The organism is Mesorhizobium sp. CNPSo 4671, assembly GCF_057784245.1.
The window spans coordinates 124,754-149,731 of the sequence record NZ_JBWLUW010000008.1 but is presented as its reverse complement, the minus strand read 5'-3'; the positions used below and the strand labels follow the sequence as shown (position 1 = coordinate 149,731).

At 61.4% G+C, this 24,978-nt stretch carries 21 protein-coding genes; 12 read left to right on the top strand and 9 right to left on the bottom strand.

Going from position 1 to position 24,978, the window contains the following annotated elements; all coding sequences use genetic code 11:
- Positions 1-17: 17 nt before the first annotated feature.
- The 3 genes from AC04SF_RS22605 to lptF are packed head-to-tail and all read right to left on the bottom strand — an operon-like array spanning position 18 to position 4,728.
- Positions 18-2,444, bottom strand: a complete 2,427-nt coding sequence (locus tag AC04SF_RS22605; RefSeq protein ID WP_488479590.1) for an LPS-assembly protein LptD — start codon at positions 2,442-2,444, stop codon at positions 18-20.
- Positions 2,444-3,529 carry an LPS export ABC transporter permease LptG gene (lptG, locus tag AC04SF_RS22600; protein ID WP_202353805.1) on the bottom strand — a complete coding sequence of 362 codons (1,086 nt, stop codon included), beginning with the start codon at positions 3,527-3,529 and terminating at the stop codon, positions 2,444-2,446. Before lptG ends, AC04SF_RS22605 begins: the two co-directional genes overlap by 1 nt.
- The gene (gene lptF / locus AC04SF_RS22595) at positions 3,526-4,728 is read right to left on the bottom strand and encodes an LPS export ABC transporter permease LptF (protein ID WP_096456455.1); all 1,203 of its coding nucleotides are present in this window, start codon (positions 4,726-4,728) and stop codon (positions 3,526-3,528) included. Before lptF ends, lptG begins: the two co-directional genes overlap by 4 nt.
- Before the next feature lie 364 nt (positions 4,729-5,092).
- On the opposite strand from lptF, the gene AC04SF_RS22590 reads away from it, so the two are divergent.
- Together AC04SF_RS22590 and AC04SF_RS22585 are read left to right on the top strand one after the other, a co-directional pair.
- A complete protein-coding gene (locus AC04SF_RS22590; protein WP_488479737.1) occupies positions 5,093-6,604 on the top strand; it encodes a leucyl aminopeptidase in 1,512 nt (503 codons plus the stop codon).
- A 9-nt stretch (positions 6,605-6,613) separates the two neighbouring features.
- Positions 6,614-7,063 carry a DNA polymerase III subunit chi gene (locus AC04SF_RS22585; RefSeq protein ID WP_115145199.1) on the top strand — a complete coding sequence of 150 codons (450 nt, stop codon included), beginning with the start codon at positions 6,614-6,616 and terminating at the stop codon, positions 7,061-7,063.
- Positions 7,064-7,156: 93 nt separating this feature from the next.
- Here AC04SF_RS22585 and AC04SF_RS22580 read toward each other — a convergent pair whose 3' ends face one another.
- Positions 7,157-7,675 (bottom strand): DUF995 domain-containing protein, encoded by a 519-nt coding sequence (locus AC04SF_RS22580; RefSeq protein ID WP_096456459.1) that lies wholly within the window; start codon positions 7,673-7,675, stop codon positions 7,157-7,159.
- A gap of 68 nt (positions 7,676-7,743) precedes the next feature.
- A complete protein-coding gene (locus tag AC04SF_RS22575; protein WP_488479736.1) occupies positions 7,744-8,667 on the bottom strand; it encodes a glycoside hydrolase family 26 protein in 924 nt (307 codons plus the stop codon).
- Between the two features lie 618 nt (positions 8,668-9,285).
- Here AC04SF_RS22575 and AC04SF_RS22570 point away from each other — a divergent pair.
- The 4 genes from AC04SF_RS22570 (at position 9,286) to AC04SF_RS22555 (ending at position 13,694) form a co-directional block, all read left to right on the top strand.
- The gene (locus AC04SF_RS22570; RefSeq protein ID WP_488479589.1) at positions 9,286-11,160 is read left to right on the top strand and encodes a glycosyltransferase family 2 protein; all 1,875 of its coding nucleotides are present in this window, start codon (positions 9,286-9,288) and stop codon (positions 11,158-11,160) included.
- A gap of 300 nt (positions 11,161-11,460) precedes the next feature.
- Positions 11,461-11,874, top strand: a complete 414-nt coding sequence (locus tag AC04SF_RS22565; RefSeq protein ID WP_488479588.1) for a hypothetical protein — start codon at positions 11,461-11,463, stop codon at positions 11,872-11,874.
- A 482-nt stretch (positions 11,875-12,356) separates the two neighbouring features.
- Positions 12,357-12,857 carry a DUF995 domain-containing protein gene (locus AC04SF_RS22560; protein ID WP_488479587.1) on the top strand — a complete coding sequence of 167 codons (501 nt, stop codon included), beginning with the start codon at positions 12,357-12,359 and terminating at the stop codon, positions 12,855-12,857.
- A gap of 411 nt (positions 12,858-13,268) precedes the next feature.
- The gene (locus tag AC04SF_RS22555) at positions 13,269-13,694 is read left to right on the top strand and encodes a hypothetical protein (RefSeq protein ID WP_488479586.1); all 426 of its coding nucleotides are present in this window, start codon (positions 13,269-13,271) and stop codon (positions 13,692-13,694) included.
- A gap of 1 nt (position 13,695) precedes the next feature.
- Here the strand turns inward: AC04SF_RS22555 and galE are convergent, their stop codons facing one another.
- The 3 genes from galE to AC04SF_RS22540 all read right to left on the bottom strand — a co-directional run bounded on the left by galE (position 13,696) and on the right by AC04SF_RS22540 (position 17,323).
- Positions 13,696-14,727, bottom strand: a complete 1,032-nt coding sequence (gene galE / locus AC04SF_RS22550) for a UDP-glucose 4-epimerase GalE (RefSeq protein ID WP_488479585.1) — start codon at positions 14,725-14,727, stop codon at positions 13,696-13,698.
- On the bottom strand, positions 14,724-15,764 hold the full coding sequence (locus tag AC04SF_RS22545; RefSeq protein ID WP_096456471.1) for a UDP-glucuronic acid decarboxylase family protein: 1,041 nt from the start codon (positions 15,762-15,764) through the stop codon (positions 14,724-14,726). The genes galE and AC04SF_RS22545 overlap by 4 nt, the downstream gene beginning before the upstream one ends.
- A 1,136-nt stretch (positions 15,765-16,900) precedes the next feature.
- Positions 16,901-17,323: a hypothetical protein gene (locus AC04SF_RS22540; RefSeq protein ID WP_488479584.1), complete on the bottom strand. Its 423-nt coding sequence runs from the start codon at positions 17,321-17,323 to the stop codon at positions 16,901-16,903.
- Positions 17,324-17,448: 125 nt separating this feature from the next.
- On the opposite strand from AC04SF_RS22540, the gene AC04SF_RS22535 reads away from it, so the two are divergent.
- The 6 genes from AC04SF_RS22535 to AC04SF_RS22510 are packed head-to-tail and all read left to right on the top strand — an operon-like array spanning position 17,449 to position 23,656.
- A complete protein-coding gene (locus tag AC04SF_RS22535) occupies positions 17,449-18,438 on the top strand; it encodes a 3-oxoacyl-ACP synthase III family protein (RefSeq protein WP_488479583.1) in 990 nt (329 codons plus the stop codon).
- Positions 18,435-19,445, top strand: a complete 1,011-nt coding sequence (locus AC04SF_RS22530; protein WP_488479582.1) for an NAD-dependent epimerase/dehydratase family protein — start codon at positions 18,435-18,437, stop codon at positions 19,443-19,445. The genes AC04SF_RS22535 and AC04SF_RS22530 overlap by 4 nt, the downstream gene beginning before the upstream one ends.
- Positions 19,442-20,266, top strand: a complete 825-nt coding sequence (locus AC04SF_RS22525) for an MBL fold metallo-hydrolase (RefSeq protein ID WP_488479581.1) — start codon at positions 19,442-19,444, stop codon at positions 20,264-20,266. Before AC04SF_RS22530 ends, AC04SF_RS22525 begins: the two co-directional genes overlap by 4 nt.
- Positions 20,263-21,519 carry a F390 synthetase-related protein gene (locus tag AC04SF_RS22520; protein WP_488479580.1) on the top strand — a complete coding sequence of 419 codons (1,257 nt, stop codon included), beginning with the start codon at positions 20,263-20,265 and terminating at the stop codon, positions 21,517-21,519. The genes AC04SF_RS22525 and AC04SF_RS22520 overlap by 4 nt, the downstream gene beginning before the upstream one ends.
- Positions 21,516-22,652, top strand: a complete 1,137-nt coding sequence (locus AC04SF_RS22515) for a GNAT family N-acetyltransferase (RefSeq protein WP_488479579.1) — start codon at positions 21,516-21,518, stop codon at positions 22,650-22,652. Before AC04SF_RS22520 ends, AC04SF_RS22515 begins: the two co-directional genes overlap by 4 nt.
- Positions 22,649-23,656, top strand: coding sequence for a Rieske 2Fe-2S domain-containing protein (locus AC04SF_RS22510; protein ID WP_488479578.1), 1,008 nt, complete (start codon positions 22,649-22,651; stop codon positions 23,654-23,656). Before AC04SF_RS22515 ends, AC04SF_RS22510 begins: the two co-directional genes overlap by 4 nt.
- 69 nt (positions 23,657-23,725) lie before the next feature.
- On the opposite strand, the gene AC04SF_RS22505 is transcribed toward AC04SF_RS22510, so the two are convergent.
- On the bottom strand, positions 23,726-24,883 hold the full coding sequence (locus AC04SF_RS22505; RefSeq protein WP_488479577.1) for an ATP-grasp domain-containing protein: 1,158 nt from the start codon (positions 24,881-24,883) through the stop codon (positions 23,726-23,728).
- Between the last annotated feature and the right edge of the window lie 95 nt (positions 24,884-24,978).

Sequence of the window (24,978 nt, the reverse complement as noted above, 5' to 3'; positions counted from 1 at the left end):
AAACGATGTCTCGCCGGCTACTGGATGGTGTCGATTGCGCTGGTCGACGAGCCGAAGTCGCCGAGTGTGCGGAACGACAGGTTGAAGCCGATGCTCTGCGTCACTTCCCTGGTGTTCAGGTCACGCGACTGCGAGTACGTCATCAGATAGGTGAAGCAGGAATCGTTGTAGGCGAAGCCGACCCCATCCTTGACCAGCAGGCTTTCCTGCAGATCATAGGTTCCTGTCCCGAACACGCGCCAGTTCTGGGCAAGATGCGTCGATGCACCCAGCGTGACCTCGTGACGGTCAGTGGTGAAGCCGTACAGCGGCTGGGCCTGGATGAAGGCATATTTAGCGCTGAGCGACACCGGCAGGCCTGAATAGGCGGCCTTGAACTCGGCGCGGCGCATCTCGAAGGTCTGTTCGTCGAAGCGGCCGCTGACGGAGGCTGCAAATCCGTTCGGGCTGTTGACACCAAACAGGCCGACATAGTCGGACTTGGTGGTCTGAAGGCCCGAATAGGCGCCGACATTGACCAGATCCGGCTCGGCGAAGGAGTTCTCGCCGCCAATCTGATAGGACTGGCCGAAAATCGCGTTGGTGCCCCAGCCGTTGATATAGGAGCCGGAATAGCGGACGCCGACATTGGCGCGCGAACCGCCTTCGATGCGGTCGTAACCGGAGAACTTGTCGCGCTCGAAGAGCGTGGTCGCGTCGAACACCATGCTCTGGGCGTCTTCATTCGGAACAGCGAGGCCGCCGACATATTGTTCGTTGGGACGCAGAAATACCTGTGCCATCGGCTCAATGACATGGCTCGATCCGCTGGCCATGGAGAACAGCAGCGGCCAACGCATTTCGAGCCCGACAGTTGCCATGTAGCGGGCGAACGACGAACGCATATCAGCGCTGGCATTAATATCAGGGTTGGCCGCCATCTGGTTGATGGCGGCGAGCGAAGACGATGAGGCATTGAGGTAGTCGACGTCGCCCTGCAGCGCCAGCAACGGTGTCAGCACCAGCCCGTCATCGCTGACGAACGACCGCTTCCACTCGGTCTCGGCAGTGAGACGGCTGGATTCGCCTTCAATGCCGCGCACGCGCTGCACAGGCGTGCCGTCGTTGTAAGGGACGTTGAAAGTCTGATCGAGCTGGTTCCGGCGCAGGACCCGTGTGTTGACGTTGAGCGACAGCTGGCCGCCGGCCAGCGGCGCGTCGGGGATATAGGCGTAGTCAAGCGACGGCAGAACCCATGGCTGCTGGTTGCTGCGCGCGGCGATATTGCTGTTGAGTGTATTTTCTTGCACGTCGAAGTGCATGGCGCGCACATCGAAGTAGTTGCGGCCATTGAGACCTGTCAGGTAGACCGTCGACTGATGGACGCCGGCATTGTACTTGTCGATGTTGTAGGTGCTCGAGAAGTCCTTGTCGGTCTGCAGCAGCACGTCCCAGCCGAAATTCCAGCGTTCGTTGATGGCGAACTGGCCTTGCGTGCCCATCATGCCGCGGAATTTGTTGGGATCGCCCGCCGCGCCCGAATCGACGTTGCGACCGGCGCTGTCGATGAAGGCGTCCGGATCCCGCTGCTGGATTCCGGCGATCTTCAAACTGTATGCGCCATTGTTGAAGCGCTGGCGCCACTCGGCCTCTCCGAGGAAGCCCTGCTTGGTGTAGCCGCTTCCCGTCACCGTCAGGTCATAAGTCGGCGAAAGGGCGAAATAATAGGGAACCTTGACGCTGTATCCCAGGTGGCTGTTGTAGCTGATCCCCGGGATCAGGAAGCCGCTCTTGCGCTTCACCGTCGGGTCGGCGATCTCGAACGCCGGCAGGTAGGCGAGCGGAAAGCCGAAGAATTCGAAATTCGCATTCTCGAAGCGAACCGTCTTCTTCTCGCCGTTCCAGATGATCTTCCTGGCCTTCACGCGCCAGGTCGGTGCCTTGTCGGGCTTGTCCTCGCATGGCTCGCAGGCGGTGTAGACACCATTGTGGAATGTGGTCAGCACGCCGCCCATGCGCTCGGCGCTTTCGGCGGCGAAATAGGCCTTGTCGATGGTTTCAACGCGCAGCGCGTTGACGAAACCGTCGGCGAAATCGTCGGTGATATCGATATGCTGCGAATTGATCTTGGTGCCGTCGCTGTTGACGATCTCAACATTGCCGGTGGCGACCATCCGCTTGGTGTTTCGGTCGTATACGACCTTCTGGGCGACGAGGCGGTTGCCGCCATAGTCGATCTGCACGCCGCCGACCGCGGTCACCGTCTGGTTGTCGTTGTTGTACTCCAGAGTGTCGGCCGCCAGCAGCATCTGCGAGCCGGACGGCACGTTGGTCGCCATCTTGCCGACTTCCTGGGCGAACGCAGGCAATGGCACGGCGCTGGCAAGCAGGCACGCCAAGGCGCTCGCCGCATAGAGGCGCGCCAGATTGGCCTGCCTGTTGCTGGGCAAAAACGCCTCCCTCACTAGCCGTCTTCCTTGTATAGCAGGAAAGTCACCCCGAAGAACATAGCTACCACGACCGGCACCCAGGCGGCTATGGCTGTCGGGACGAACCCCGCCACGCCGAATGCCTTCACCAGCACCGAAACGACATAAAGCAGAAACCCGGCAACGACGCCACCCAGAATCATCGTTGCCGATTGTCCCATCCTCGCAAATCGCATTGAAACTGTTGCCGCAATCAGCGTCATGGCGACGAGGAGGAACGGCAACGCCACCAGCGAATCAAACTGCATGGCAAACGCATTTGCCTTGAGGCCGAAGGAACGGGCAACCTCGATTTTTCCAGGCAGGTCGTAGAACGGAATGGTCTCCGGTCGCGCCAGTCGCTCCTGCACGAATTCGGGCTTCAGATTGGTCGGCACACGATCGCTTGCCGCAGGCTGGATGGTGCCGTTCCTGAAGGTCTTCACATCCTGCAAATCCCAATAGCCATCCCGCAGGTAAGCACGCGCGGCATCCTTGCGCTCGACGATGTTGCCTTGCTGGTCGAGGACGAAAAAGACGGCGTCGGACATCTCCAGACCCTGGTTGAGGATGGCCCGCGCGCCGATGATGGTGTCGCCGGTGCCGGTTTTCTGGCGAATCCAGGGGGCGGCATCGGCCGAAACCGTATTTGATTTGCCGGAGCGCAACTGCGTCTCGATCTGCTCGGACAGAGAGAAGGCGTGCGCGGCGAGCGGGTTGATGAGCCCGACCGATACAAAGCCGAACAGCAAGGCTCCGATGCAGCATGGCAAAAGGAATTGCCAGGCGGAAACGCCGGCGGACCGCGCGATGACCAGCTCGTAGCGGCGGTTGAGCGAAACCAGTGTCGCCATTGCCGAGAACAGGCCGACAAACGGCACCGTTTGCAGCATGATCATCGGCATGCGAAGGCCCGAAATGGCCACCGCCGTTCCGTAGGTGAAGCCGGGCAGGCCGGTGGTGCGGCCGGACAGCTCGGTGAAATCGATCAGGAACACCAGCGCCAACAGGCCCAGGAAGAACCAGATCGTGATCGTGACGTAGCGGAAGAAGAAGTAACGGCCCAGCGTCCAGCCCATCAGCCGATCTCCTGGCCTGAAGTGCCGCGCCTGGACCAACGCAGCTTGAGGGCGTTCCAACCGTCACCGACGCGGCCGGCCAGGTTCGTCATCCAGTCCGCCCAGGCCACCGGCAGTTCCATGGTCCGGTTGGAGACGATGAACCAGATCGCCACTGCGGAAGCCACTATGGGCACGCCATAGACCATGTAGGCATATTGCGGCACTTCATCGGCCTTGCTTGCGGCAAAGAAACCCAGCCAGCGCACGAACAGCGATATGGTGATGGCCGTGATCAAAGGATTGACGCGTGCCTCGCGATGCGAGCGCGCGTCGCCGGCGACCGCGAGGGCGATCAGCGCGAACACCATGGAATACAGCCATTCCGAAAATCGTTGGTCGATCTCGGCCCGGTACTCCTGGGGGTTCTGCTGATAAAGCTTGTCGTTGACGTTGGGATTGAGCAGGTACTGGGTTGTCTGGTCCTTCGGCAGCAGCGTCACTTCGGAGGCCGCCGCCATGAAGGCCGACATGTCGAAAGCATAAGACGTGAACCGGATGACACTGAGGTCGCCGGTCAGCGTTTTGCGGTGGATGACGCCGTCATTCATCATCAGCACCTTTTCGCCGCCGCGTTCGACGACGCTGCCGGTCTTGGCGTAATAGACGAGATTGACGCCTTCCTCGCGCGAATCGGCGACGAAGATGCCGCCCAGCTTGTTATTGGGAAGCCGCTCGCCAATCTGCAGGAACAGCCCGTCCTCGATCTTGCGGAAAGTGCCTTCCTGGATGATTAGCGACAACAGATCGGCGCGCGACTCCGCCACCAGGGCGCGGTTCTTCTGCCGTGCATAGGGGTCGATGCCATTGTCGACGGCAAAGGAAAAAACGCTGGCTGCGAGCGCCAGCAGCATGATTGGCCGCACGATCGTCCAGCGCGAGGCGCCGGCGGCGTTGACGACGGCCAGTTCGGAATCTGAATTCATGACACTGAGTGTCTGGGCGACCGCCACCACCAGCGCGAAAGGCACGACGATCGGGATGATTGAGGGAAGAATGAGGGCGGCGACCTCGAAAAAGGTCAGCGACGACTGGCCGCTGTCGGTAACCAGGTCGATCTTGGCCAGCACCTGCGTGGTCCACACGATGGCCAGCGTCCAGACCAGCGCTGCCAGGAAGACCACGAAAGCGCGGCGCATGATGTAGCGTTCAACGACCTTCATGAAGGCTTTACTCGATTTTCTCGAACGGCATCATGCCACCACGCTAAGGGTAGCCGCCCGGCGGCGCCCGCACAACTGGCTCCGATAGGCTCGATCAGGCAGGCACTCCGGTTCCCGTCCCACGTCGCGTGCCGCAATGGACCGGAGTGTCGGAGGGAATGGATAAGAAAGGGAAAACATCGATGGTTAACAACAGGTTGCGGCATGAAGCGGGGCCGTGCCGCGACGAATCGCCATCGATTCCACGTGTCATATGGGTAGCCATTTCGGCAAAGTCTTGCCAAATGCCGGAAAACGACCAAATGTCGCGGATCGCTTCGAACCGCTTCGCTTACCATCGCGCAATCCCCGAAAGCAGGACATGATGAATCCGAGACCGTCGATCGCCTTTGCAAAATTCGCCGCGCCTCAGACGGCGGCAAGCAGAAAGGGCACGGTCTTCGTGCTGTCGGCGGATGACGGCGGCCTGAGCGACGCGGCCGTGGCTTACGATCCCGGCAAGACGCTGGAACGGGCCTTTCCGGTGGCCGAGTTCACCGGCAAGTTCGCCGGCGTCGTCGAGATTCTGGCACCGGAAGGAACGTCACTCGACAGGCTGGTCGCGGTCGGTGCCGGCAAGGCGGCGGGGCTCGATGAACATGCCTGGCTGAAACTGGGCGGTACCATTGCAGCGGCGCTGCGCAAGGCAACCGACGTTTCCGTGGTGCTCGACCTGGTCGGCGCTTCGGCGGATGGCAAGGATGCCGCCAACCTTGCGGCGGGCATTCTCCTGCGCAGCTATTCCTTCGACAAGTACAAGACCAGGAAGGACAAGGATGACGCGAAGGCCGATCCGAAGAAGCCGGTCAAGGTAACCATCCACACCGCCGATCCGGCAGGCGCCAAGAAGGCCTTCGCGGATGCCGAGGCGGTGATCGACGGCGTGCTTCTGGCGCGCGACCTCGTCAACGAACCGGCAAATATACTGGGACCGATCGAGTTCGCGGCCCGTGCCAAGGAACTCGAGACGCTCGGCGTCAAGGTTGAGATCCTGACCGAAAAGGAGATGAAGAAGCTTGGCATGGGCTCGCTGCTCGGCGTCGCGCAAGGCTCGCCACGTGGCGCGCGCATGGCCGTCATGCAGTGGAGCGGCGGCAAACCCAAGGACAGCCCGGTCGCCTTCGTCGGCAAGGGCGTCACCTTCGACACCGGGGGCAATTCGATGAAGCCGGCATCGGGCATGGAGGACATGAAGGGCGATATGGGGGGTGCCGCGGCGGTCACCGGGCTGATGCACGCCTTGGCCGCGCGCAAGGCGAAAGCCAATGTGGTTGGCATCATCGGCCTGGTCGAAAACGCCGTCGATGGCCATGCCCAGCGCCCCGGCGACATCGTCACGTCGATGTCGGGCCAAACCATAGAAGTGCTCAACACCGACGCCGAGGGCCGCCTCGTGCTGGCCGACGCGCTGTGGTACTGCAACGACCGCTTCCAGCCGAAATTCATGGTCAATCTGGCGACGCTGACCGGCGCCATCATGGTCGCGCTCGGCCTGCATTATGCCGGCCTGTTCTCCAACAATGACGAACTGGCGGAAAGGCTGGCGGCGGCGGGGCAGGCGACGCAGGAGCGCCTGTGGCGCATGCCGCTTGGCGCCGAATACGACAAGCTGATCGATTCCAAGAACGCCGACATGAAGAACATCGGCGGCCGCTACGGTGGCGCCATCATCGCCGCACAATTCCTGCAGCGCTTCGTCAAGGACACGCCCTGGGCGCATCTCGACATTGCCGGTACGGCCATGGGTTCGCCATCGAACGAGATCAACCAGTCCTGGGGCTCAGGCTTCGGCGTGCGGCTGCTCGACCGGCTGGTGCGCGATCACTACGAGAGCTGACCTTGATCCATGGCCGATGTGCTGTTCTATCACCTGACCGAATCGACGCTGGAGGATGCGCTGCCGGGCCTGCTCGAGCGCAGCGTCGATCGTGGCTGGCGCGCCGTCGTGCAGACCGGCACCGAGGAACGACGCGACGCGCTCGATCAGCATCTGTGGACCTTCCGCGATGATTCCTTCCTGGCGCACGCGACCGATCGCGAGGCGTATCCCGGCGAACAGCCTATCCTGTTGACGACTGGCGACGGCAACCCCAACGAAGCCAAAATAAGATTCCTGGTCGACGGCGCAGTACCGTCAGACCTTGCCGGCTATGAGCGTGCCGTGTTCCTGTTCGACGGCCATGACGCCGCCCAGGTCGAGGCGGCGAGGGGGCATTGGAAGACGATGAAGGACGCGGGCCATGCCGTGACCTACTGGCAGCAGACATCAGACCGCCGCTGGGAGCGCAAGGCTTAACGCCACGCAGGGAACACAGGCCTGAAACGCGTCGTATCGATCCGTATCGATGCGACGCGTTTCAACCAGCGATTTGGCGCGGATGATAAGGCTCTATTCTCGTGCCTTGATCCGTTTCTGTTTCCGGCTGACATAATCGCCGTATTTCAATTTCATGAACTCGTCCGCCAGGTTGCGATGCGAGCTCCTGAAGACGTACCAGTCGCCATCCGGTAATTTGCGCTGATAGAGCACCCTGCCGGCCTGGCGATGCTCGAAGCAGGTGAGGGCGTTCGAGTCGCCTCCCGCGCCATGCCATTTCGCCCGGAAGCAAAGCTTGCCTCCGCCAGGAATGAACCAAATACCGTCACCGTAGCCCAGCTTGCCCTTGTCCGAAGTCCAGGCGCTGAACTGACGACGCTGCACGGCAAAATATCCGGCGCCGTTTCGGCCCCAGAGCCACGAGCGGTTCTGATACATCTGGTAGATGCCTTCGTCGGGCATCGCTTCGGCCTGCTTGGCCAGTTCGGCGACTTGCGCCGCTGTCTTGGCTGCCGCTGGAAGCTGGCAAACTAAGACTGCTATGGAACAGGCAAGTGCCGTTCCAATGGAATTCCCCAGTACTCGTTTCACGACCCTACCCCTACAACTCTACGCCACACCCAATCTTTACGCCTGCATTTGCACCCGGTGCACGAGGTCTAGGGCAAGACGTGCTGGGTAACCCGCCAATCGGGCAGCCCATAGCCACCCAACCATGGCCACACTTCCTTCTGATTGAAGTAGACGACCGACGTCAGGGCTGGAAATTCCGCATAGGACTTGCGGGAATCGGCCGCCCATTGCGAAACATATTCCTGCTTCCCTACATAGCCGAGCTCCGCCACCTCGATCGGCTTGTTGAAACCCGCGACGCGGTCATATCCGGGCTTCAGCGTCTCGGCGAACGTGCGATCACGCCCCTTTTCGTCATTGTCTTTTTTCTGCAGGCCGAACACCGACAGGCCGATGACGTCGACGTAGTCGTCGCCAGGGTAGTATTTCTCCAGACCCTCTTCACCCTTGGGTGACCACATGTATTTGGCGGCTGGAGCAGCCTTGCGGCACACATCGACCTCGCGCTTATAGGCGGCGATCCAGTCCTTGGGTGCCCAGTTGGCCCAGGTGAAGCGGCCGTTCTTATCCTCCATTTCTTGCGCCCAGCGAATGGTGACGGGGCTCTTCATGGCCCCCACCAGGTTGCAGATTGCCTGCATGTTTGCGTCATATTTGCCGCTCAATATGCCGTCGCGCAGTTCGTTCGGGGTGATGCGCCAGTCCTTCGACCAGGTCCAAGGCTCGATGGTGATCAAGAGCGACCGGTTTCGCTGAAGAGCGTAGGCATCGGCCAACGGTAGGCTCGCCAGGTCGACGTCTTCCCAGGGCAGGAAGAGTTCCTCGATGCTGGCACTCTTGTCGGCGCTGAAATCCCCGTAGGGATCATAGGATCCGAACGCCGAAGCGGCGCTGCTTGTATGAACGGGATCCGTCGCGGCTGCCGAGCCGGCGCCCGCCAGAGTTGGGAACGCTGCGCTCCCGCCCAAAGCCAACGCCATTGCAAGCGCACTTACTGCGGTGTGTTTCATCTTGATCTCCCATGGCTTCGATATCCTGCGGAAGTCGAAGCCTCGCCCGCGTGTCGACGAGTGATCGACACGAACCATCCAAAACCCGATCGGCTTTATCGGCGGAATCTGTGGGATTTCGGAGCGACTATTGGCGGCAGTGCTACGCACAAATCCCGCCATGAAATCATCTCTCGAGGCGCCGACACGACGAGCTCAAGAGACAAGGTTCGCCGCGATACTCACAAATTCGCGTCAAATTCCGACATATCATCCCTGGCTAATTTAAGAGCCGGTCCCGGTTAAGAGTCAAGTACAATTAACGGTTGCTTAACCATGATGCGCTCGGCATGGTTAACGGACCGACCTGCCGGAATCCCACCGGGCGCCTTTGGCCAATCGGCTATTTCCCAACGCTGAAAATTTCACCCGATCCCATTCCAGGGTCAATCATTGGCCGTCGTGCCGAAGAGTTTGGGCTCCGGCTCAAGGCGGCTAGGTTAACCAATGCTCAAGAAGCATGGTTAAGCAATGTTTAATTTAGTTGACACTAACGGAGCGACGGCCGATTCTGCTGCGGGGATTTAAGGGCCTTGCAGCAGTCGTTGGCTGCAGCCCAAAGTGGCGGCGTGTAAGGGTATGAGTTTAGACGTAGGCATCATCGGCCGTACGAGCACACAGGCAAGGCGGCCCGGGTCGGCTCTGGCCAACGCGGCGCAGAAGGCTCCTTTTCTCGTGCCCGTACTTTCTCCGGCCCAGCAATGGATCTTGCGGGCAGGCTTGGCTTTCTGGTTCGTCACCCTCGGCTTTTTCTGGGTCTGGTGGCTGAAGCCGGAACATATCGAACACATCGGACCGTTCACCTTTGCCACACTTGTGCTGGCCTGGCTGACTTTGATGCCGATGTATTTCCTGCTCAACGTGCACGCGTCGCGGAAACCTTCAAAGCTTTACAATGTCCCTAAGCGTTCGCGGGTCGCGATGGTTGTCACCAAGGCCCCATCGGAACCGTTTTCCGTGGTTGCGCGCACGCTGGAAGCGATGCTGGCGCAAGACTACCCGCATGATACCTGGCTTGCCGACGAGGATCCCTCCGAAGACACGATCGCCTGGTGCAATGCTCACGGCGTGCTGATTTCGACGCGGCGCGGCAGGGAAGGCTATCACCGCAAGACATGGCCGCGCCGCACCCGCTGCAAGGAAGGCAACCTGGCCTTCTTCTATGATCACTATGGTTATGAGCGTTACGATTTCGTCGCCCAGATGGACGCCGACCACGTACCGACGCCGACCTATCTCAGGGAAATCCTTTATCCCTTCGCCGATCCCAGGGTCGGCTATGTCTCGGCGCCGAGCATCTGCGACAACAATGCCGCCGAAAGCTGGTCGGCGCGCGGCCGGCTGTTTCCGGAAGGGATGTTCCACGGCCCCTTGCAGTCCGGCCATACCGGCGGCGGGGCGCCGCTTTGCATCGGCTCGCACTATGCCGTGCGAACGAGGGCGCTGAAGCAGGCAGGCGGTCTCGGTCCGGAACTGGCGGAGGATCATTCCACCTCGATGCTGATCAACGCGGCCGGATGGCGCGGCGTGCATGCGATGGATGCCATTGCCCACGGCGACGGTCCGCAAACCTTTGCCGATCTTGTCACCCAGGAATTCCAGTGGTCGCGCAGCCTGATGACAATCTTGCTCGAATATTCGCCCACATACTTTCCCAAGCTGTCGCCGAGGTTGCGGTTCCAGTTCCTGTTCTGCCAGCTCTGGTATCCGCTGTTCGCCGTCTTTGCACTGTTGATGTACGCAATGCCGATGTATGCGCTGTTCACCGGGCGCAACTTTGCCAATGTCATGTACGCCGACTTCCTCTTCTACTATCTGCCCAACGCCGGCGCTCTGGTTGGCCTTGTAATGATGCTGAAGGCATTCGGCCTCTCGCGGCCGATGACGGCCAAGACGATAAGTTGGGAAGGTACGCTGTTCCTCTTCTTCGCGCGCTGGCCCTGGGTGCTGGCCGGTACGGTGTCGTCGCTGCGCGACTATCTGACGAAGTCTTTCGTGGATTTCCGCGTCACGCCAAAGGGCAGTGGCCCAAAGAGCCTGATTCCGCTCCGCGCCTTCTTTCCCTATGTGGTGCTGGCGATCGGTGCGGCGCTGCCCGTCCTGCTCGTTGACCACCCCTTCGACGCCACCGGCTTCTACTGGTTCGCTGCCCTCAACGCCTTCCTCTACGGGCTCCTGGTGTTGGTCATCGTCGTAAGGCATGTCATCGAGAACAGTATCCCGCTGCGTGCGAATGTGACGAAGCTCGCCTTGCAGGCTTCGCTTGCAATGTTGGCGCTCGTCGTGCCGGCGATGGGGTTTTACGACCGTGGCATGGAGGGCGTCTACGGGCTACAGCAAGGCGCCGGCGGCTTGCGCATCGTACGCGTCGCCTATGTGGTTTCCGGTGCTGGCCAGGGCAATATCGGCACCCGCAACTTCTACTTCGATCCAGGTTGGGAAACGCGGCGCTGACGCCCAGACTCATCCACCCGTAAGAGTTCTCCCGAACTGAATTCACCTTGATTGACGGTCTCGATTGCCGGCCAGCGACCTGCTGCAGCTTCAGGCGTGAGCAAATAAGATCAAATTTTAATTATAATAGATCGAGCGCTGAAAGGCGGCACTGACCATGCCGTTTGCGCGAATTTTAATAAGTATCCTCTAATATTCTGGCAATGATGTGAGTGGCAGTTGGCTGTTCACGCGGCGCGGAAGACACCAAAGAAAAATATCTCTGCGTCCAATCGACTTGCATTTATCGACAGGGGATAGATGATGAATAAATTCATGAGGGGCTTGGCTGCCAAGAGCAGGAAAAATGTCTGGTCTATAGCTGTTGTTGCATTGATCTCGATGGTTTCCGGTTGCCAGAGCATGGACGCGACCACGACCGGCTCACTCGCCGGCAAGCCTGCGGTGCATGCGCCAGCCAAGAAGATCCACTACATCGGGAAGAAGCGGAGTCATGTGTTTAGCCGCAAGCGGCTTATGCAGACGACCAGCGTGACACGCACGACCGAGACTGCCTACGCCGCCTTCGTGCGGCCGCAACGGGCCAGGATCGTCGCGTCGGCGCCAGTGAGGGTTTCTTACCAGCCAGGCAATGGTGGCCCGTTCCTGGGTCATTCCCCCTGGATCTGCGGTCCGAGCGGATTTGGTCAGCGCGCGACTTGCCGCGCGCGCTAGCAAGACTTTCGGCGGGGACTGGAATCCGGGCGCGAGAAGTGAGGCGGCGCGGGGCGCGCCAGCCACCCCTTGCGCCCGGATTTCCATTCGTGCCGATATCAATCGGCAAACGCCCTCCAACCGTCCTCGGGCGGCCTCGTGGCTTGATGTCGAAGTCTCACATCGGCGCGTGTTTGCGGTGGCTTGTTGACCCCTTGGCCTGAAGCGTCGCGCTACGGCGCAAAAGGTTGACATCGGTCTTTGCCCGGCTGTTAATGACCGCAAGCCAAAGCTGCAGACCGCGCTCCCGGGAAACCCGGTGCTGCGTCGATGGGGAGAACGCTCCGAGGTGGCGCGTCCTCGGCCACGATCATGTCGGCGTTAAGCTGGATCGGGATACGCAAGCCGAAATGCGACCGCTGATTGTGCCGACAGTTTGGACCGGATTGCCTCGGCCTCGCACAGAGCCGCAACGCGGCCAGCCTGCCAGGCGCGCCGGGCTTTTGCCCCTGCTGGTCGTTTGTGGCCAGTTGGCGCTTTCCGGAGCGGCTCAGGCGGCCAACGAAAAGAACCCCAAACCTGCGGAAGCCGCCGCCGCCGTGCCGACGGCTTTTGAACTGCAGCTTCTCTACACGGACCGCACATGGCTGTGGAAAGACGGAGCGGCCTATTTTGGACAGATCGGTCGCCCCCTTCGGGCCTGGACGTCGGGGCAGGATTCAGCCTCTGTCGCAGAGGGCAGGTGGCTGGTGACCAAAGACGGCAAGATGTGCATGGACGTTGCCTGGCGGTCCAAGAGCTACAAGGGTAAGCAGCAGCGCACCTGCTACAGCCACCGCATCGTGGGTGGAGCAATTCAGCAACGCAAGGATCCGGATGGGGTATGGTACAGTTTCAAACGAACCCCTGAGGACCCGTCAGACGAGTATCAGAAATTCGAAGTGGGTGACGCCAAGGGCGCGCAGTTCGAGGAGACCCGCAAGCTGATCGATTCCAAGAATTAGGTCGGTTTCAGCCATATTGAGCCGGTGGTGCCTTGCATGAGCGTCGACGCAGTGAGCGATTGTGCGTTTCGCTCCAGGCCCGTCGCGACGGGCTGAGCAACCCCCAAATCCTTCCCTATTTTGACAGTGCGCTGCTTTGCCGGCGCCTGTCGGGGAACTTGCGAATCGCTTATGGTCAAGCATCAAGCGGTTCTGCTGGGGCAGTAGGCGCGCCGACCGCCGATCGATCGCATTCAATTGCAACTGACGGACGACGAGACGGTGGCCTACCATAGGTTTTTATGAAATTTAATAATTAGTGATGTCTAATGTTCATGCGTGATGTGCGAGTGGTCGCCCGCGTGGCGTAGAAGCGACGAAGGCATGGTATGTCGCAATGCGCCCTTGGCTCATACTGATAACAAGGGACACATGATGAGCAAATCCGCAATGGGCGCATTTGGCCCAAGCAAAAATATAGTATCTATTGTTGCGGCTGTGGCGATGATCTCTGCGGTTGCAGGCTGTCAGGGCCTGGATGCGACCAAAACCGATGCGGTCTTCATCAAGCCTGTGGTCCATCCGGTCCGCGCCAAGCCCGCGGCCCAGCCGGTCTACGCCATGTCCACGGTTCATTCGCTCAGAAGCGATCCTCAGATTCTGATGACGAGCGCGGTACGAACGACTGAAAGTGCCTACGCCTTTACATCGCCGCAGCCGATCAAAGTTCGCACGCCGGGGCCTCTGAAAGTCTCTTTCAATCCGGGCGATGACAGTGCGTTGCTGGGCAGTTCGCCTTACATCTGCAGCCCTAGCGGTTTTGGCCAACTCGCAAGTTGCCACCCGCGCTATCTCTGATCTATCCAGCCGCGACGGATGCGGCCGCCTGGCTTGGCGGCAGTTTCACCGGTTTCGTCTGCAGCCCGAAGAACGGCGCCGCCGTCCTGACGATCGTGTCGATGTCGGAAAGCTGCGGCACAAAGCCAAGATGCGCGCGTGCCTGGCCCGGATCGGCATAGAGCTCGGCCGGATCTCCCGGGCGCCGGGCTCTGAAGACGGCCGGAACCGGTCTTGAGGTTATCCGGCTGACCGCCTGTACGATCTCCCTGATGGAAACGCCTCGCCCGGTGCCAAGGTTGACCGCCATGCTTTGTCCGCCGCCCTCGAGGTGCTGGAGGGCTTTCAGGTGGGCGCGGGCCAGGTCGCTGACGTGGATATAATCGCGCACGCAGGTGCCGTCCGGCGTGTCATAATCGGTGCCGAAGACCTCGATTTCGTCGATCATGCCTGACGCCGCCATCAGCACCCTGGGAACCAGATGCGTTTCCGGTGAATGCCACTCGCCGAGCTCGCCGTCGGGATCGGCACCGCAGGCGTTGAAATAGCGCAGGATCGCAAATTTCATCCCATAGGCGGACGCATAGTCGCCGATGATCTGTTCTCCCATCAGCTTGGTGCGCCCGTAAGGGCTGATCGGATTTTGCGAGGAGGTCTCGCGAATGGGCAGCGCTTCCGGCACGCCGTAGGTTGCGCAGCTGCTGGAGAAGATGATGTTTTCAATGGCGTGCGCGCGTGCCGCGTCGAGCACGGCGATGGTGCCGGTCACATTGGTCGAATAATAATCGGCCGGCTCGCCAACGGATTCCCCAACATAGGCCAGCGCCGCGAAGTGGATGACCGAGGTCGGCCTGTATGTCCCGATCGCCGTTTGCAGCGCATCCCGGTCCCGGATATCGCCGACGACAAGCGGTCCCCAGGCGACGGATTTCCGGTTGCCGCGGCACAGATTGTCGAAAGCCACGGGCAGATAGCCCGCGGCGGCCAGCAGCTTGCAGGTGTGACTGCCGATGAAGCCCGCCCCACCTGTTACCAGGATCGCCGGTCGGCTCATGAAGCCGCGGCCCCCGTGATCATCCGGCTGCCGTAGAGCAGCGTGTCGAAATAGTCGACGGTGTGCGCGAGCCCCTGGGCCAGGTTGATCTTTGGCTCCCAACCGAGATTGTCCCTGGCAAAGGAAATATCCGGTTTGCGCTGCCTGGGATCGTCGACCGGCAATGGCCGGTGCACGATCTTGGATCTGGAGTTGGTGTAGCCGACGACCAGCGTCGCGAGTTCCATGATGGTGAATTCGCCGGGGTTGCCGAGATTGACCGGATGGGCGGGCGCATGCGGTGCATTCATCAGCCGCATGAAGCCCTCGATCAGGTCGTCGGCGTAACAGAAGGAGCGGGTCTGCAGGCCGCTGCCATAGACGGTCAGGTCTTCGCCGCGCAACGCCTGGACGATGAAGTTCGAGACCACGCGCCCGTCATCGGGCTGCATGCGGCGGCCGTAGGTGTTGAAGATTCGGGCAACGCGGATGTCGAGGCCATATGTTCTCGAATAGTCGAAGAACAGGGTTTCGGCCGAACGCTTGCCTTCGTCATAACAGGACCGCGGTCCATGCGTGTTGACGTTGCCGAAATAGCTCTCGGGCTGTGGGTGTACGAACGGGTCGCCGTAGACCTCGGAAGTCGAGGCCTGGAATATCTTGGCATTGTTCCGGCGCGCGAGTTCCAGAAGGTTCAGCGAACCGAGCACACTTGTCTTGAACGTATGGATCGGGTCCGCCTGATAGTGCGGCGGAGAGGCAGGGCAGGCGAGATTGTAGATCTCGTCGACTTGAAGATCCACAGGCAGCGGATCGACGATGTCATGCTCGATGCAGGTGAATTTTGGATCGCGCAGAAGGGCGTTGAGATTGTACCTCTTGCCGGTGTGGAAATTGTCCAGCACGACGACATCATACCCATCCCGCAACAGGCGTTCGCACAGATGCGACCCCAGGAAGCCCGCGCCCCCGGCAACCAGGGCGCGACGTCGTTTTTGGTTCGGCTCTCTTTGACCGATCCCGGATCCCAGTTTCAGAACCTTGATGACCTTGCTCATGCTTGCCCCTTACGCAACGCGCACGCTATCGCCGAGCCGGGACAACAGTCCGACTACGCCTTCAGAACGTGACAAACCCTCCGCATCAGCGGATTCGCCAACATTGATGTGCGTCAATTATTCTTTAGGTTCGCCGGGCCGGTGCCGCACGCTTTACGTGCTGCCGCTTACCCTGCTCCGCGCCCCAAAATCGCGATCACGTACCCAGTGACATCATCGTCGATTGCTCGCCCAAATTGCACATCCCAACGCATTGAAAATATACCTGTGGAGATCATAGTCAACTAAATTAGCAATTCGTTAACTACAACAAATTGCGAATGGTTAACCCTCGGGTGGGTTCGACCCGCAATGCCATACCGCGCGGGTCCGAGGAGGATACCTTTGCAAATCAACAGTTTGGATCGGCCATTTGACGGCCTGCCAGGGGGCTGGGCGCCGGGAAACACCGATGTCGGCACCCTATTGCATCTCGGCCTATATCCCAGGAAATATACCTAAATGAAGACGGAGGCTTGCGCGATCTTGGCGGATGTCAAACTTTCAGAGTGCAACTAGATTGTTGCCCAAAGCCGCTCGGGCTGCAAATATAAACGTCAGGATGAGAATATTTTGCCAATATTTCTTTATGAAGGGAGGATAGATCGCAACCGGCTATAGCGGAAAAGAAGCCAAGAACCAAAACCTGAACGGAAAGCCGCTTCGCGGAGAAAGGCCTCAATTGCGGGTTGTTTTCATCGCACTGCTCGCAAGCTCTGCGCATAAAGGGCCTCTCATTCGCACCGCGCGGATCAATGGTCATTTTTGCCGGAAAGCGCGCACATGTCCATTCTATGCCGTAACATCGGTCATTTCGGCATGGCATTGAGCGCATAGGTAGAGAGCGCCGTCCATTGCGCGATCGCGTATCTGCGCGGAACGGCATGCCGGCATGGTGTCGCCCGACCTTGTCGGTTACGAGCGTCCCGTGTTCCTATTCAACGGCCGTGACACGATCCAGGTCGAGGCGGCCAGGGGACATTGGAAGAGATGAAAGCACGCCGACGCCATAGCCTACTGACAGCCGATGGCGGATCGGCGCCCGGAGCGCAAGGCCTGAGAAACGTTTGCAAATGATCGTCGCCTGCGCTTGGTTGTTACTGGCTCTTCTCTTCGATAAGCAACTGCCGGTTGGCTTGCAGCAGATCGAGATACCGCTGCCTCGTTTCCGGATCCGCCTGGCAAAAGAATCTCAGCAATTCGTTGGCACGGTCTTCGAACGCGCGAAACGCCGGAAACTCTTTCGTTCCGACACTTGTCGAACGACTGAGTGTGAACCGGTCACGGAAGTTCGATCCATCTCCCGAATAAGACACGGTGATCCTGTCTACCTGCCCATCAATGTAGGATGTCGAGACACGCGATTGGTTTCCATTGGGCTTTTCATCGATCGTCTGGAGAATCCCGCTGCCGCCTGGATTTGGGCACTCGACCGAAACTCTCAGAAAATCGGTGTTGGCAAAGCAAGAGGTGGCTCCGCCAAGCAGCAAAACCAACGCAAGATCGATCGAGGTTTGCAAGGGCGGAGACCTTCTTTGCTTCACTCAAGAACTTCATCGTCGACGACGATTGACGGAATATCACCATAAATTGTTAGCATCGATCTATGAGTTGGAAGAAGAGCAACTCACGTGGCGGGCTGAGAGTGCGGATCAAGATCATCGGAACCGGGCGTGCCGTGCCGGCAAGGTGCGTGACGTCGCGCACGCTCGACGAAAAATTGGGACTCAGCCTCGGCCAGCTTGAGGCCGCCACCGGTGTCGTCGAACGCTATGTCTGCGATGCGGAATCGCAGGTGGATCTCGCTTGCGCGGCAGCCCGTCTGGCGCTCGCTGATGCCGGGATCGAGGCAAGCGAGATCGATCTCGTAGTAGGCGGCTGCGGCGTGCCCTACCAGCCGCTACCATCGACCGCGCCGCTGGTGATGCAGCGGCTGGGCATGGCGGATGGTTCGGCGGCGGCCTTCGACGTCAACAGCACTTGCCTCGGCTTCCTGACCGCCTTCGAGACTGCCGGCCGCATGATCGAGGCCGGGCAAAGCAAACGGGCGCTCATATTCTCCTCGGAGATCGCCTCGCGCGCCTTGCCCTGGAAAGACCAGCCGGAAATCGCTGCCCTGTTCGGCGACGGCGCGGCGGCGGCTATTCTGTGTCGGTCGGCGCCGGGAGAAGGCAAGATGGTAGCCAGTCTGATGCGAACCTATCCCTCAGCCTATGACGCCTGTGGCATAGGTTCCGGCGGAACTCGTTTCGACTTCCATCGCCAGCCGCAGGAATTCGCCAGCCACGCTCTGTTTCACATGGATGGCAAGGAGCTGTTTCGCGTCACATCGCGACATTTCAACGGCTTCCTGGCTGACTTGTTGGAACGCGCGGGCTGGGATCACGAAGAGGTAGACCTCGTCGTGCCGCATCAGGCCAGCCCCTTCGCCCTGGTCCATATGGCGCGTCAGACCGGCTTTGCCCGGGAGAAGCTCGTCGATATCGCGGCGCGCTATGGCAACCAGATCGCCGCCTCCATCCCCTTCGCCCTCGACATTGCGCGGCGCGAGCGGCGCATCGCGCCGGGAGCTAAGCTACTTTTCCTCGGCACCTCGGCCGGCGTGTCGTTCGGCGGCATGGCGCTGCAGGCATGAGGCGCGTGCTCGTCACTGGCGCCAGCGGCTTTCTCGGCGCGCATATCGTCGCCCGGTTGGCAGCGGACGGCATGCAGGTGGTGGCGCAAGGCCGCGATGTCGGGCGCTGTGCGGCGCTCGAAGCCGACGGTCATGCGGTTGTCCGCCGCGATCTGTCGCAGCCGCTCGATGCGGATGCCGGGGCCGCATTCGGGGAACTCGGTGCCATTGTGCATTGCGCGGCGCTCTCGGCGCCGTTCGGCCGGCTGGCGGATTTTCAAGCGGCCAACGTCACGGCAACCCGCAATCTCGTCGATTTCGCGCATCGGCAAGGCGTGCGCCGCTTCGTCCAGATATCCAGCCCCTCGGTCTGCTTCGCCTTTCGCGACCAGCTCGGCGTGCCGGAGGACATGGCTTTGCCGGAACCGGTCAATGCCTATGCCCTGACCAAGCGGCAAGGGGAGGAGATCGTGCTGGCTGCGTCCGGGATTGGCCCGGTCATCTTGAGGCCACGCGGCATCTACGGGGCTGGCGACCGCGCCTTGCTGCCGCGCCTGCTTGCCGCGGCCCGGCGGCCATTGCCGCTGTTTCGCGACGGCCAGGCGCGTATCGACCTCACCCATGTCGACGATGTCGTCGAGGCGGTGGTCGCGGCGCTCGAAGCCGGCAGCTCAGCCGACGGCCAGATTTTCAACGTTTCCGGTGGCGAGGTGCTGCCGGTGCGCCGCATTGCCGAAACCGCCTGCGCGCGCGCCGGCGTGGCGGCGCGGTGGCGAAAAATGCCGTTGTGGCCGGCCATGCTGGCGGCGGGTGCGATGGAGGCGGTGGCGCTGCGCTTGCCGGGCCGGCCCGAACCGCCGGTCACGCGCTACGGCCTTGGCCTGTTCGCCTATGCCCAGAGCCTCGATATTTCAAAGGCTGCGCGGATGCTGGGCTGGGCGCCGAAAGTGTCATTCGAGGAGGGACTTGACCGCACATTCGGCAAAGCGGCGGAAAGCCGGTTTGCAGCAGGGAGGGCGGCAGCGTGAAGATTGTCTTCGCCAACAGCGCCTGGGTCAGTGCCGCCGAAAGGCTGATCCTGCGCGGCGGCAGCTGGCGGAGCGTCCGGCTGCGTGTTCGCTATGGCCTCATCATCCACCCGCGGACCGGCCCGGTGCTGATCGACACCGGCTATACGCCGCAAGCGACCAGCGGCACCGACCGTGGCACTGCACTGCGCCTCTATGGCGCGATACTGAAGCCCCAGCTCAACGCGGCCGAGCAACCGCTGCCGGTGCTGGCGCGGTTCGGCCTCACCCCGCAAGATGTGCGCACTGTCATCGTCACCCATTTCCATGCCGATCACATTTCCGGCCTGTCGCAGTTTCCCAATGCCCGTTTCTTTGCCAGCGACGCCGCCTGGTCGCGGCTGAAGGTGCGCACGGCGTGGCAGAATCTGCGCCATGGCGTCTTCGCCGAACTGTTTCCGACCGACTTCGAGACCCGCCTCGACGGGCTGTCGACCAAGGCATGGATCGCACCGCGTGGCGCCATTCCCGGCGGGGCCGATCTGTTCGGCGACGGCAGCGTGGTTGCGGTCGATCTGCCCGGTCATGCCGACGGGCAGTTCGGCCTGTTGTTCGCCGGAATGGAGCGGCCGCTGCTTTACGCGGTCGATGTGCAATGGCTGCTCACGGCACTGGTGCAGAGACGTACACCCGGCTTTCCCGCGAGCCTGCTGGCCGAAGACTTCGCCGCTATCGAGCCGACCAGCGAAGTCCTGCGCCGTTTTCTGGCGGATGGCGGCGAAGTGATGTTCTGCCATGATCCGGAACCGAAATCATACGATCTGGATGGCGAGAGCGTATGAGCAGGTTTGCAGAAGCGCTGGGCTCGTTCGCCCACACCCGATGGGTGTCGTACAAGAGCCGCAGGAGTTTCGAACGCTGGCAGGCCCGCGCGTTGCGTCGCTGGCTCGACCGCGATCTACCGCTGGCGCCTTTCTACGGCAAGCCGCCGCGCCGTCTCGACGATCTGCCGGTGACCGACAAGGCGCTGCTGATGGCGAATTTCGAGTGCTTCAATAGTCGCGGCGTGTCGGCCAGCGATGCCTGGACCGCTGCTTCCTCGGATGGTTGCCTCGGCGATCTGACCGTCGGCGCCAGCACCGGTACATCGGGCAATCGCGGCCTGTTCATCATTTCCGAGGCAGAGAAATATCGCTGGCTGGGTACGATCCTGGCCAAGGCCATTCCCGACCTTCTGTGGCGCCGGCAGCGCGTGGCTGTGATCCTGCCGCAGAACAGCGGACTTTATGACAGCGCGCGCCAATCCCGGCGCGTCGAACTCGGCTTCTTCGACCTCAGGCTTGGCCCGGAAAATTGGCGCGAGGCGCTCGAGGATTTTGCGCCGACAGTGATCATTGCACCGCCCAAGATACTGCGCCACGTCGCGACGGAGAGTTTCAGGCTGGCGCCGGTCCGCGCCTTCGCGGCTGCCGAAACTCTGGATCCGGTCGACCGGCCGGTCATCGAAACGTTTTTTGGGCTCCCGCTCGATCAGATCTATATGGCGACGGAGGGACTGTTCGCGGTCACGTGCCGGGAAGGCGGGCTGCATCTGGCCGAAGATTCGGTGTATTTCGAGTTCGAGCCGGTCGGCGACGGCCTGGTCACGCCGCTGGTCACGGCCTTCCGCCGGCAGACGCAGATCATGGCGCGTTATCGGATGAACGATCTGCTGCGCCTGTCGAAGGGGCCTTGCCGCTGTGGCTCGCCGCTGCGCACGGTGGACGAGATTGTCGGCCGCATGGACGATGTCTTCCGGCTGGTCTCAATGCATGGACCAATCCTGGTTGCACCAGATATTTTGCGAAACGCGGTCTTGGGGGCCGATCGCCGTATCGACGATTTCCGGCTGATACAGACGGCAGCCGATAGGGTCGAGCTGCGGCTGGCGCCGGGCCTTGCCAACGACGCGGCGGAGGCTGCCGTGGAGGCGGTGCGCGCGCTGCTTGCCGCGCGCCAGGCAATCGTTGCAGTGGAGCTCGTTCGTGCACCGCTGCCACTGGAAACCGGCCGCAAGTTGCGCCGCGTCGAATGCCGGCTGGGGGCGGGGCCGTGAGTCTTGAAAACATTGACGAAAGCCAAGTCGATCGGGTCGAGAACAGTCCGCGCCAGGTCGAGGCATTGGTCGAGCTTTTCAACGAGGTGCCGGCTTGCGATCTCGTGCGCAACCTGACGGTCAGGGTCGAGGCTTTCGAGGTCGCCGGGCGCACCTTTCCGCTGACGTTGAACGACGCCAGCGAGGCGCCGAACTGCTACATCTGCTGCCCGTCCAGCGCCTATATCGACTATGCCATCGACGAAACGCGCAACTTTGCTTCGAGCCGATTGCTGCAGCGCACGGTTCGCGCGCTGGTCCATGCCTGTGCGCCGCTGGTGAAGGCAAGCGGCCTCGACCATCAGGTGCAGCTCAACAACTGGCTCTATTCGACCAATCCGGTGCCACGGCTCGAACGCGCCGCCGTCGCCGAGATGCGGACTGAGCTGACCACGCGCTTTCCCGATCGCGCCATTGTCATCCGCTCGCTAAACGATATCGCCGACCCCTCGACCATCGCGGCGCTGAAGGCGCAAGGCTTTCGCATGCTGGCGGCGCGGCAGATCTATATCTTCGCCGATCGCAGCGCGGCGCCGTCGACGACGCGCGACATGAAACGCGACCGTACCCGGCTGCGCTCGACGCCCTTTCGCTTGGTCGGCGATCGCGACTTCAGCGAAGCCGACTACGTCAGGAGCGAGGAGCTCTACGCCATGCTCTATCTCGACAAATACACGCCACTCAATCCGCACTACACGGCCCGCTTCATAGGAGAGATGCATCGTCGAGGCATCCTCAGACTTGCCGGCTTGCGTGACGGCAGCGGCAGGCTCGTCGCCGTCACCGGTCTGTTCGAAAATGGCCGGACGCTGACCCAGCCCATCGTCGGCTACGACACCAGCCTGCCGATCGGCCACGGGCTCTACCGCATGATGATGGCGATGGCGCAGGATCATGCCACGGCGCGAGGCCTGTTCTTCAACATGAGCGCCGGTGCGGCCGATTTCAAACGCCGTCGCGGCGCCGTGCCGGCGATCGAGTACAACGCCGTCTATGTCAGGCATCTGCCGCTTCGCCGCCGCGTTGCGGTTCGGGTCATGGAAACGGTGCTGACATGGGGCGGCATTCCGCTGCTTCGGAGATTTGAGCTGTGAGCGAGCGCAGAGGCAAGAGCGGGCAAAAGAATCACTGGCAGGCGGTATCACTGTCCACCGATGTCGGGCGCAAACCAAAGCGGGTCCTGCTGGATGGCGCGCCGGTGGTGCTGTTCCGCTCGACCACCGGGATATCCGCCCTGTTCGACCGCTGCGCGCACCGGCTGGTCGAATTGTCGACCGGCAAGATCGTCGAGGGCGAGATCGAATGCCCTTATCATGGCTGGCGTTTCGACGGTCATGGCCGCTGCACCGCCATTCCCGGCCATATTGGCGCGGTGCCGCATTACCGGGTGCGGCGCTATCGCGCGATCGAGCGCGACGGCGTTGTCTTCGTCGCGGTCGGCTCCCCCGAGGGCGAACCTTATCTGCACTGCATGCAGGGCCAGGATGTGATCGTGCGGCGCGTGCGCTCTTCGACGCAATCGACGGTCATCGACGCGGCGGAAAACATCCTTGACGCCACCCACACGCATTTCACCCACAAGGGTTTGCTGCGCGGGCTCAGCGCCAAGCGGCATCTGGTTAATGTCGAGGTGACCGGCGGCGAGGGCTGGGTCGAAGCCTGCTACACCGGCGAAGAGCGCCAGCAGGGATTGATCAGCCGGCTTCTGGAAGGCGCGCGCACCAAGACCATTGGCCGCTTTCGCCATCCCGGTATCGCCGAACTGGAATATTGGGGCACAAACGGGCTTGTGCTGGCGACGACTTTCCATCTGCGCCAGGCCGATGAGCGGACCGTCGAGGGGGTCGGCTGGCTGATCGGTCAGCGCCAGGGCGGGATCGGTCATTTAAAGGCGCTCGCCTTCAAACCGCTGTTCAACATTGCCCTGGAACAGGATCGCAAGGTGCTGAAATCGGCGAGCGACAATGCGCGTTTGCTGCCGGAGGCGTTGCCGGCAATCGGTCCACTGGATTTCCTGCGTCGCGACATAGCGGCCATCATAGAGGGCAATATGCCGTCGGCCGCGGCGGAGCCTCGCGTTCACCAGATCGAGCTTTAGCTCTTGATCGATATTTACAAAGACCGTTCCTGAACAACGAGATAGGTCCATTTCTTGATTCGACCAGGATCAGTCTTGAAGCGGTCCGTCCCATTCGATGTCGCGCGTCGACGCCTGCTGCAGGCTTATGTGCTGGCGCAGTGCCGTGCCGGCGATTTCGGCCAGCGCACGCCATTGCGCCTGTTTCGGCGCGGGGTCGCCGGGCCAGTCGAGCAGTTCGTCGGCCGCGCGCATCGCCTGGCTGAAGCGCGCGATCCGCAGCGATCGTAAGGCCGCCGGCAATCCGTAGATCCACATTGCCAGCCGCACTGTCTGCGGCGTGGAGACGTCCGGTTTCACTTCGCGGCCATCCTCAAGCATGGCCTCAGTGAAACGCCGGGGATCCCGGAAGAAGTGCAAGCCGCTCACGGCACGCGGATTGCACTCCAAGGGCAGCACCCGGCCGCCCTTCTCGCGCATCAGGTCGAAGGATATCTGGCCGGTCCAGCCGGTGCCGGCGACGAAGGTCTCGACGAAGCGGCGGGCGGCGGGGTCTTCCACCAACTCGAAGCAGATGCCGGCGCCCTTGCCGGCGCGGTAGAGCGAACGATAGAGCCCCAGTGCCTTGAGCTTGCCGTTCAGTGCCACAGCATAAGCGCTGATCTCATCGCCGGTGACAAAGCCTTGTGCTACCCACGGCATTGCCGTTGACGGGTCAATGGCATCGAGTTTTTCCGGTGATGGGCGCAGCAGAACATGGCTGGCAAAACGCGACCAGACCGGCTTGAACACCAGTTCGCGCGACCGGCCGCGCACGGCTTGCAGATCATCCTTGCTCTGCAGCAGCATTGTTTCCGGCACGGCGAGGCCAAGGCTTTCGACCAGCTGTATGAAGATGTGCTTGTCATGCACCTGTGCCAGCAGCGCCATGTCGGGCGCGAACAGTCTTGCCGGCATGGCGCGGTCGCGCCAGAGCTGGCCGAGATAGAAGATCTCTTCGCAAGTCGGGATGACCAGCTCGATGCCTTCGCTGCGGACCAGTGCCTCTACGGCTTCGCCATAGGCGCGCCCGGCAAATCGCGGCGGCGGCAGGCGATGATAGAGCGCACATGCGTTGCTCGCCGCTGCGATAGGGCGGGCCGGGCTGTCGGCCAGGACAACCCGCTGCCCGGCGCCGTGAAGCAGGCGCGCCAGATGCAGCGCCACCGGTGCTCGGGCTCCGGTGATCAGCACCGTGCTATTCGCCATGGGATATCGGCTCATGCGCCATTCGAAATCGGGCACCACGAGCGTTGCGCGAAATCCCAGGCGTTGGCAATGCCGATATGAGATGGCGAAGTCGT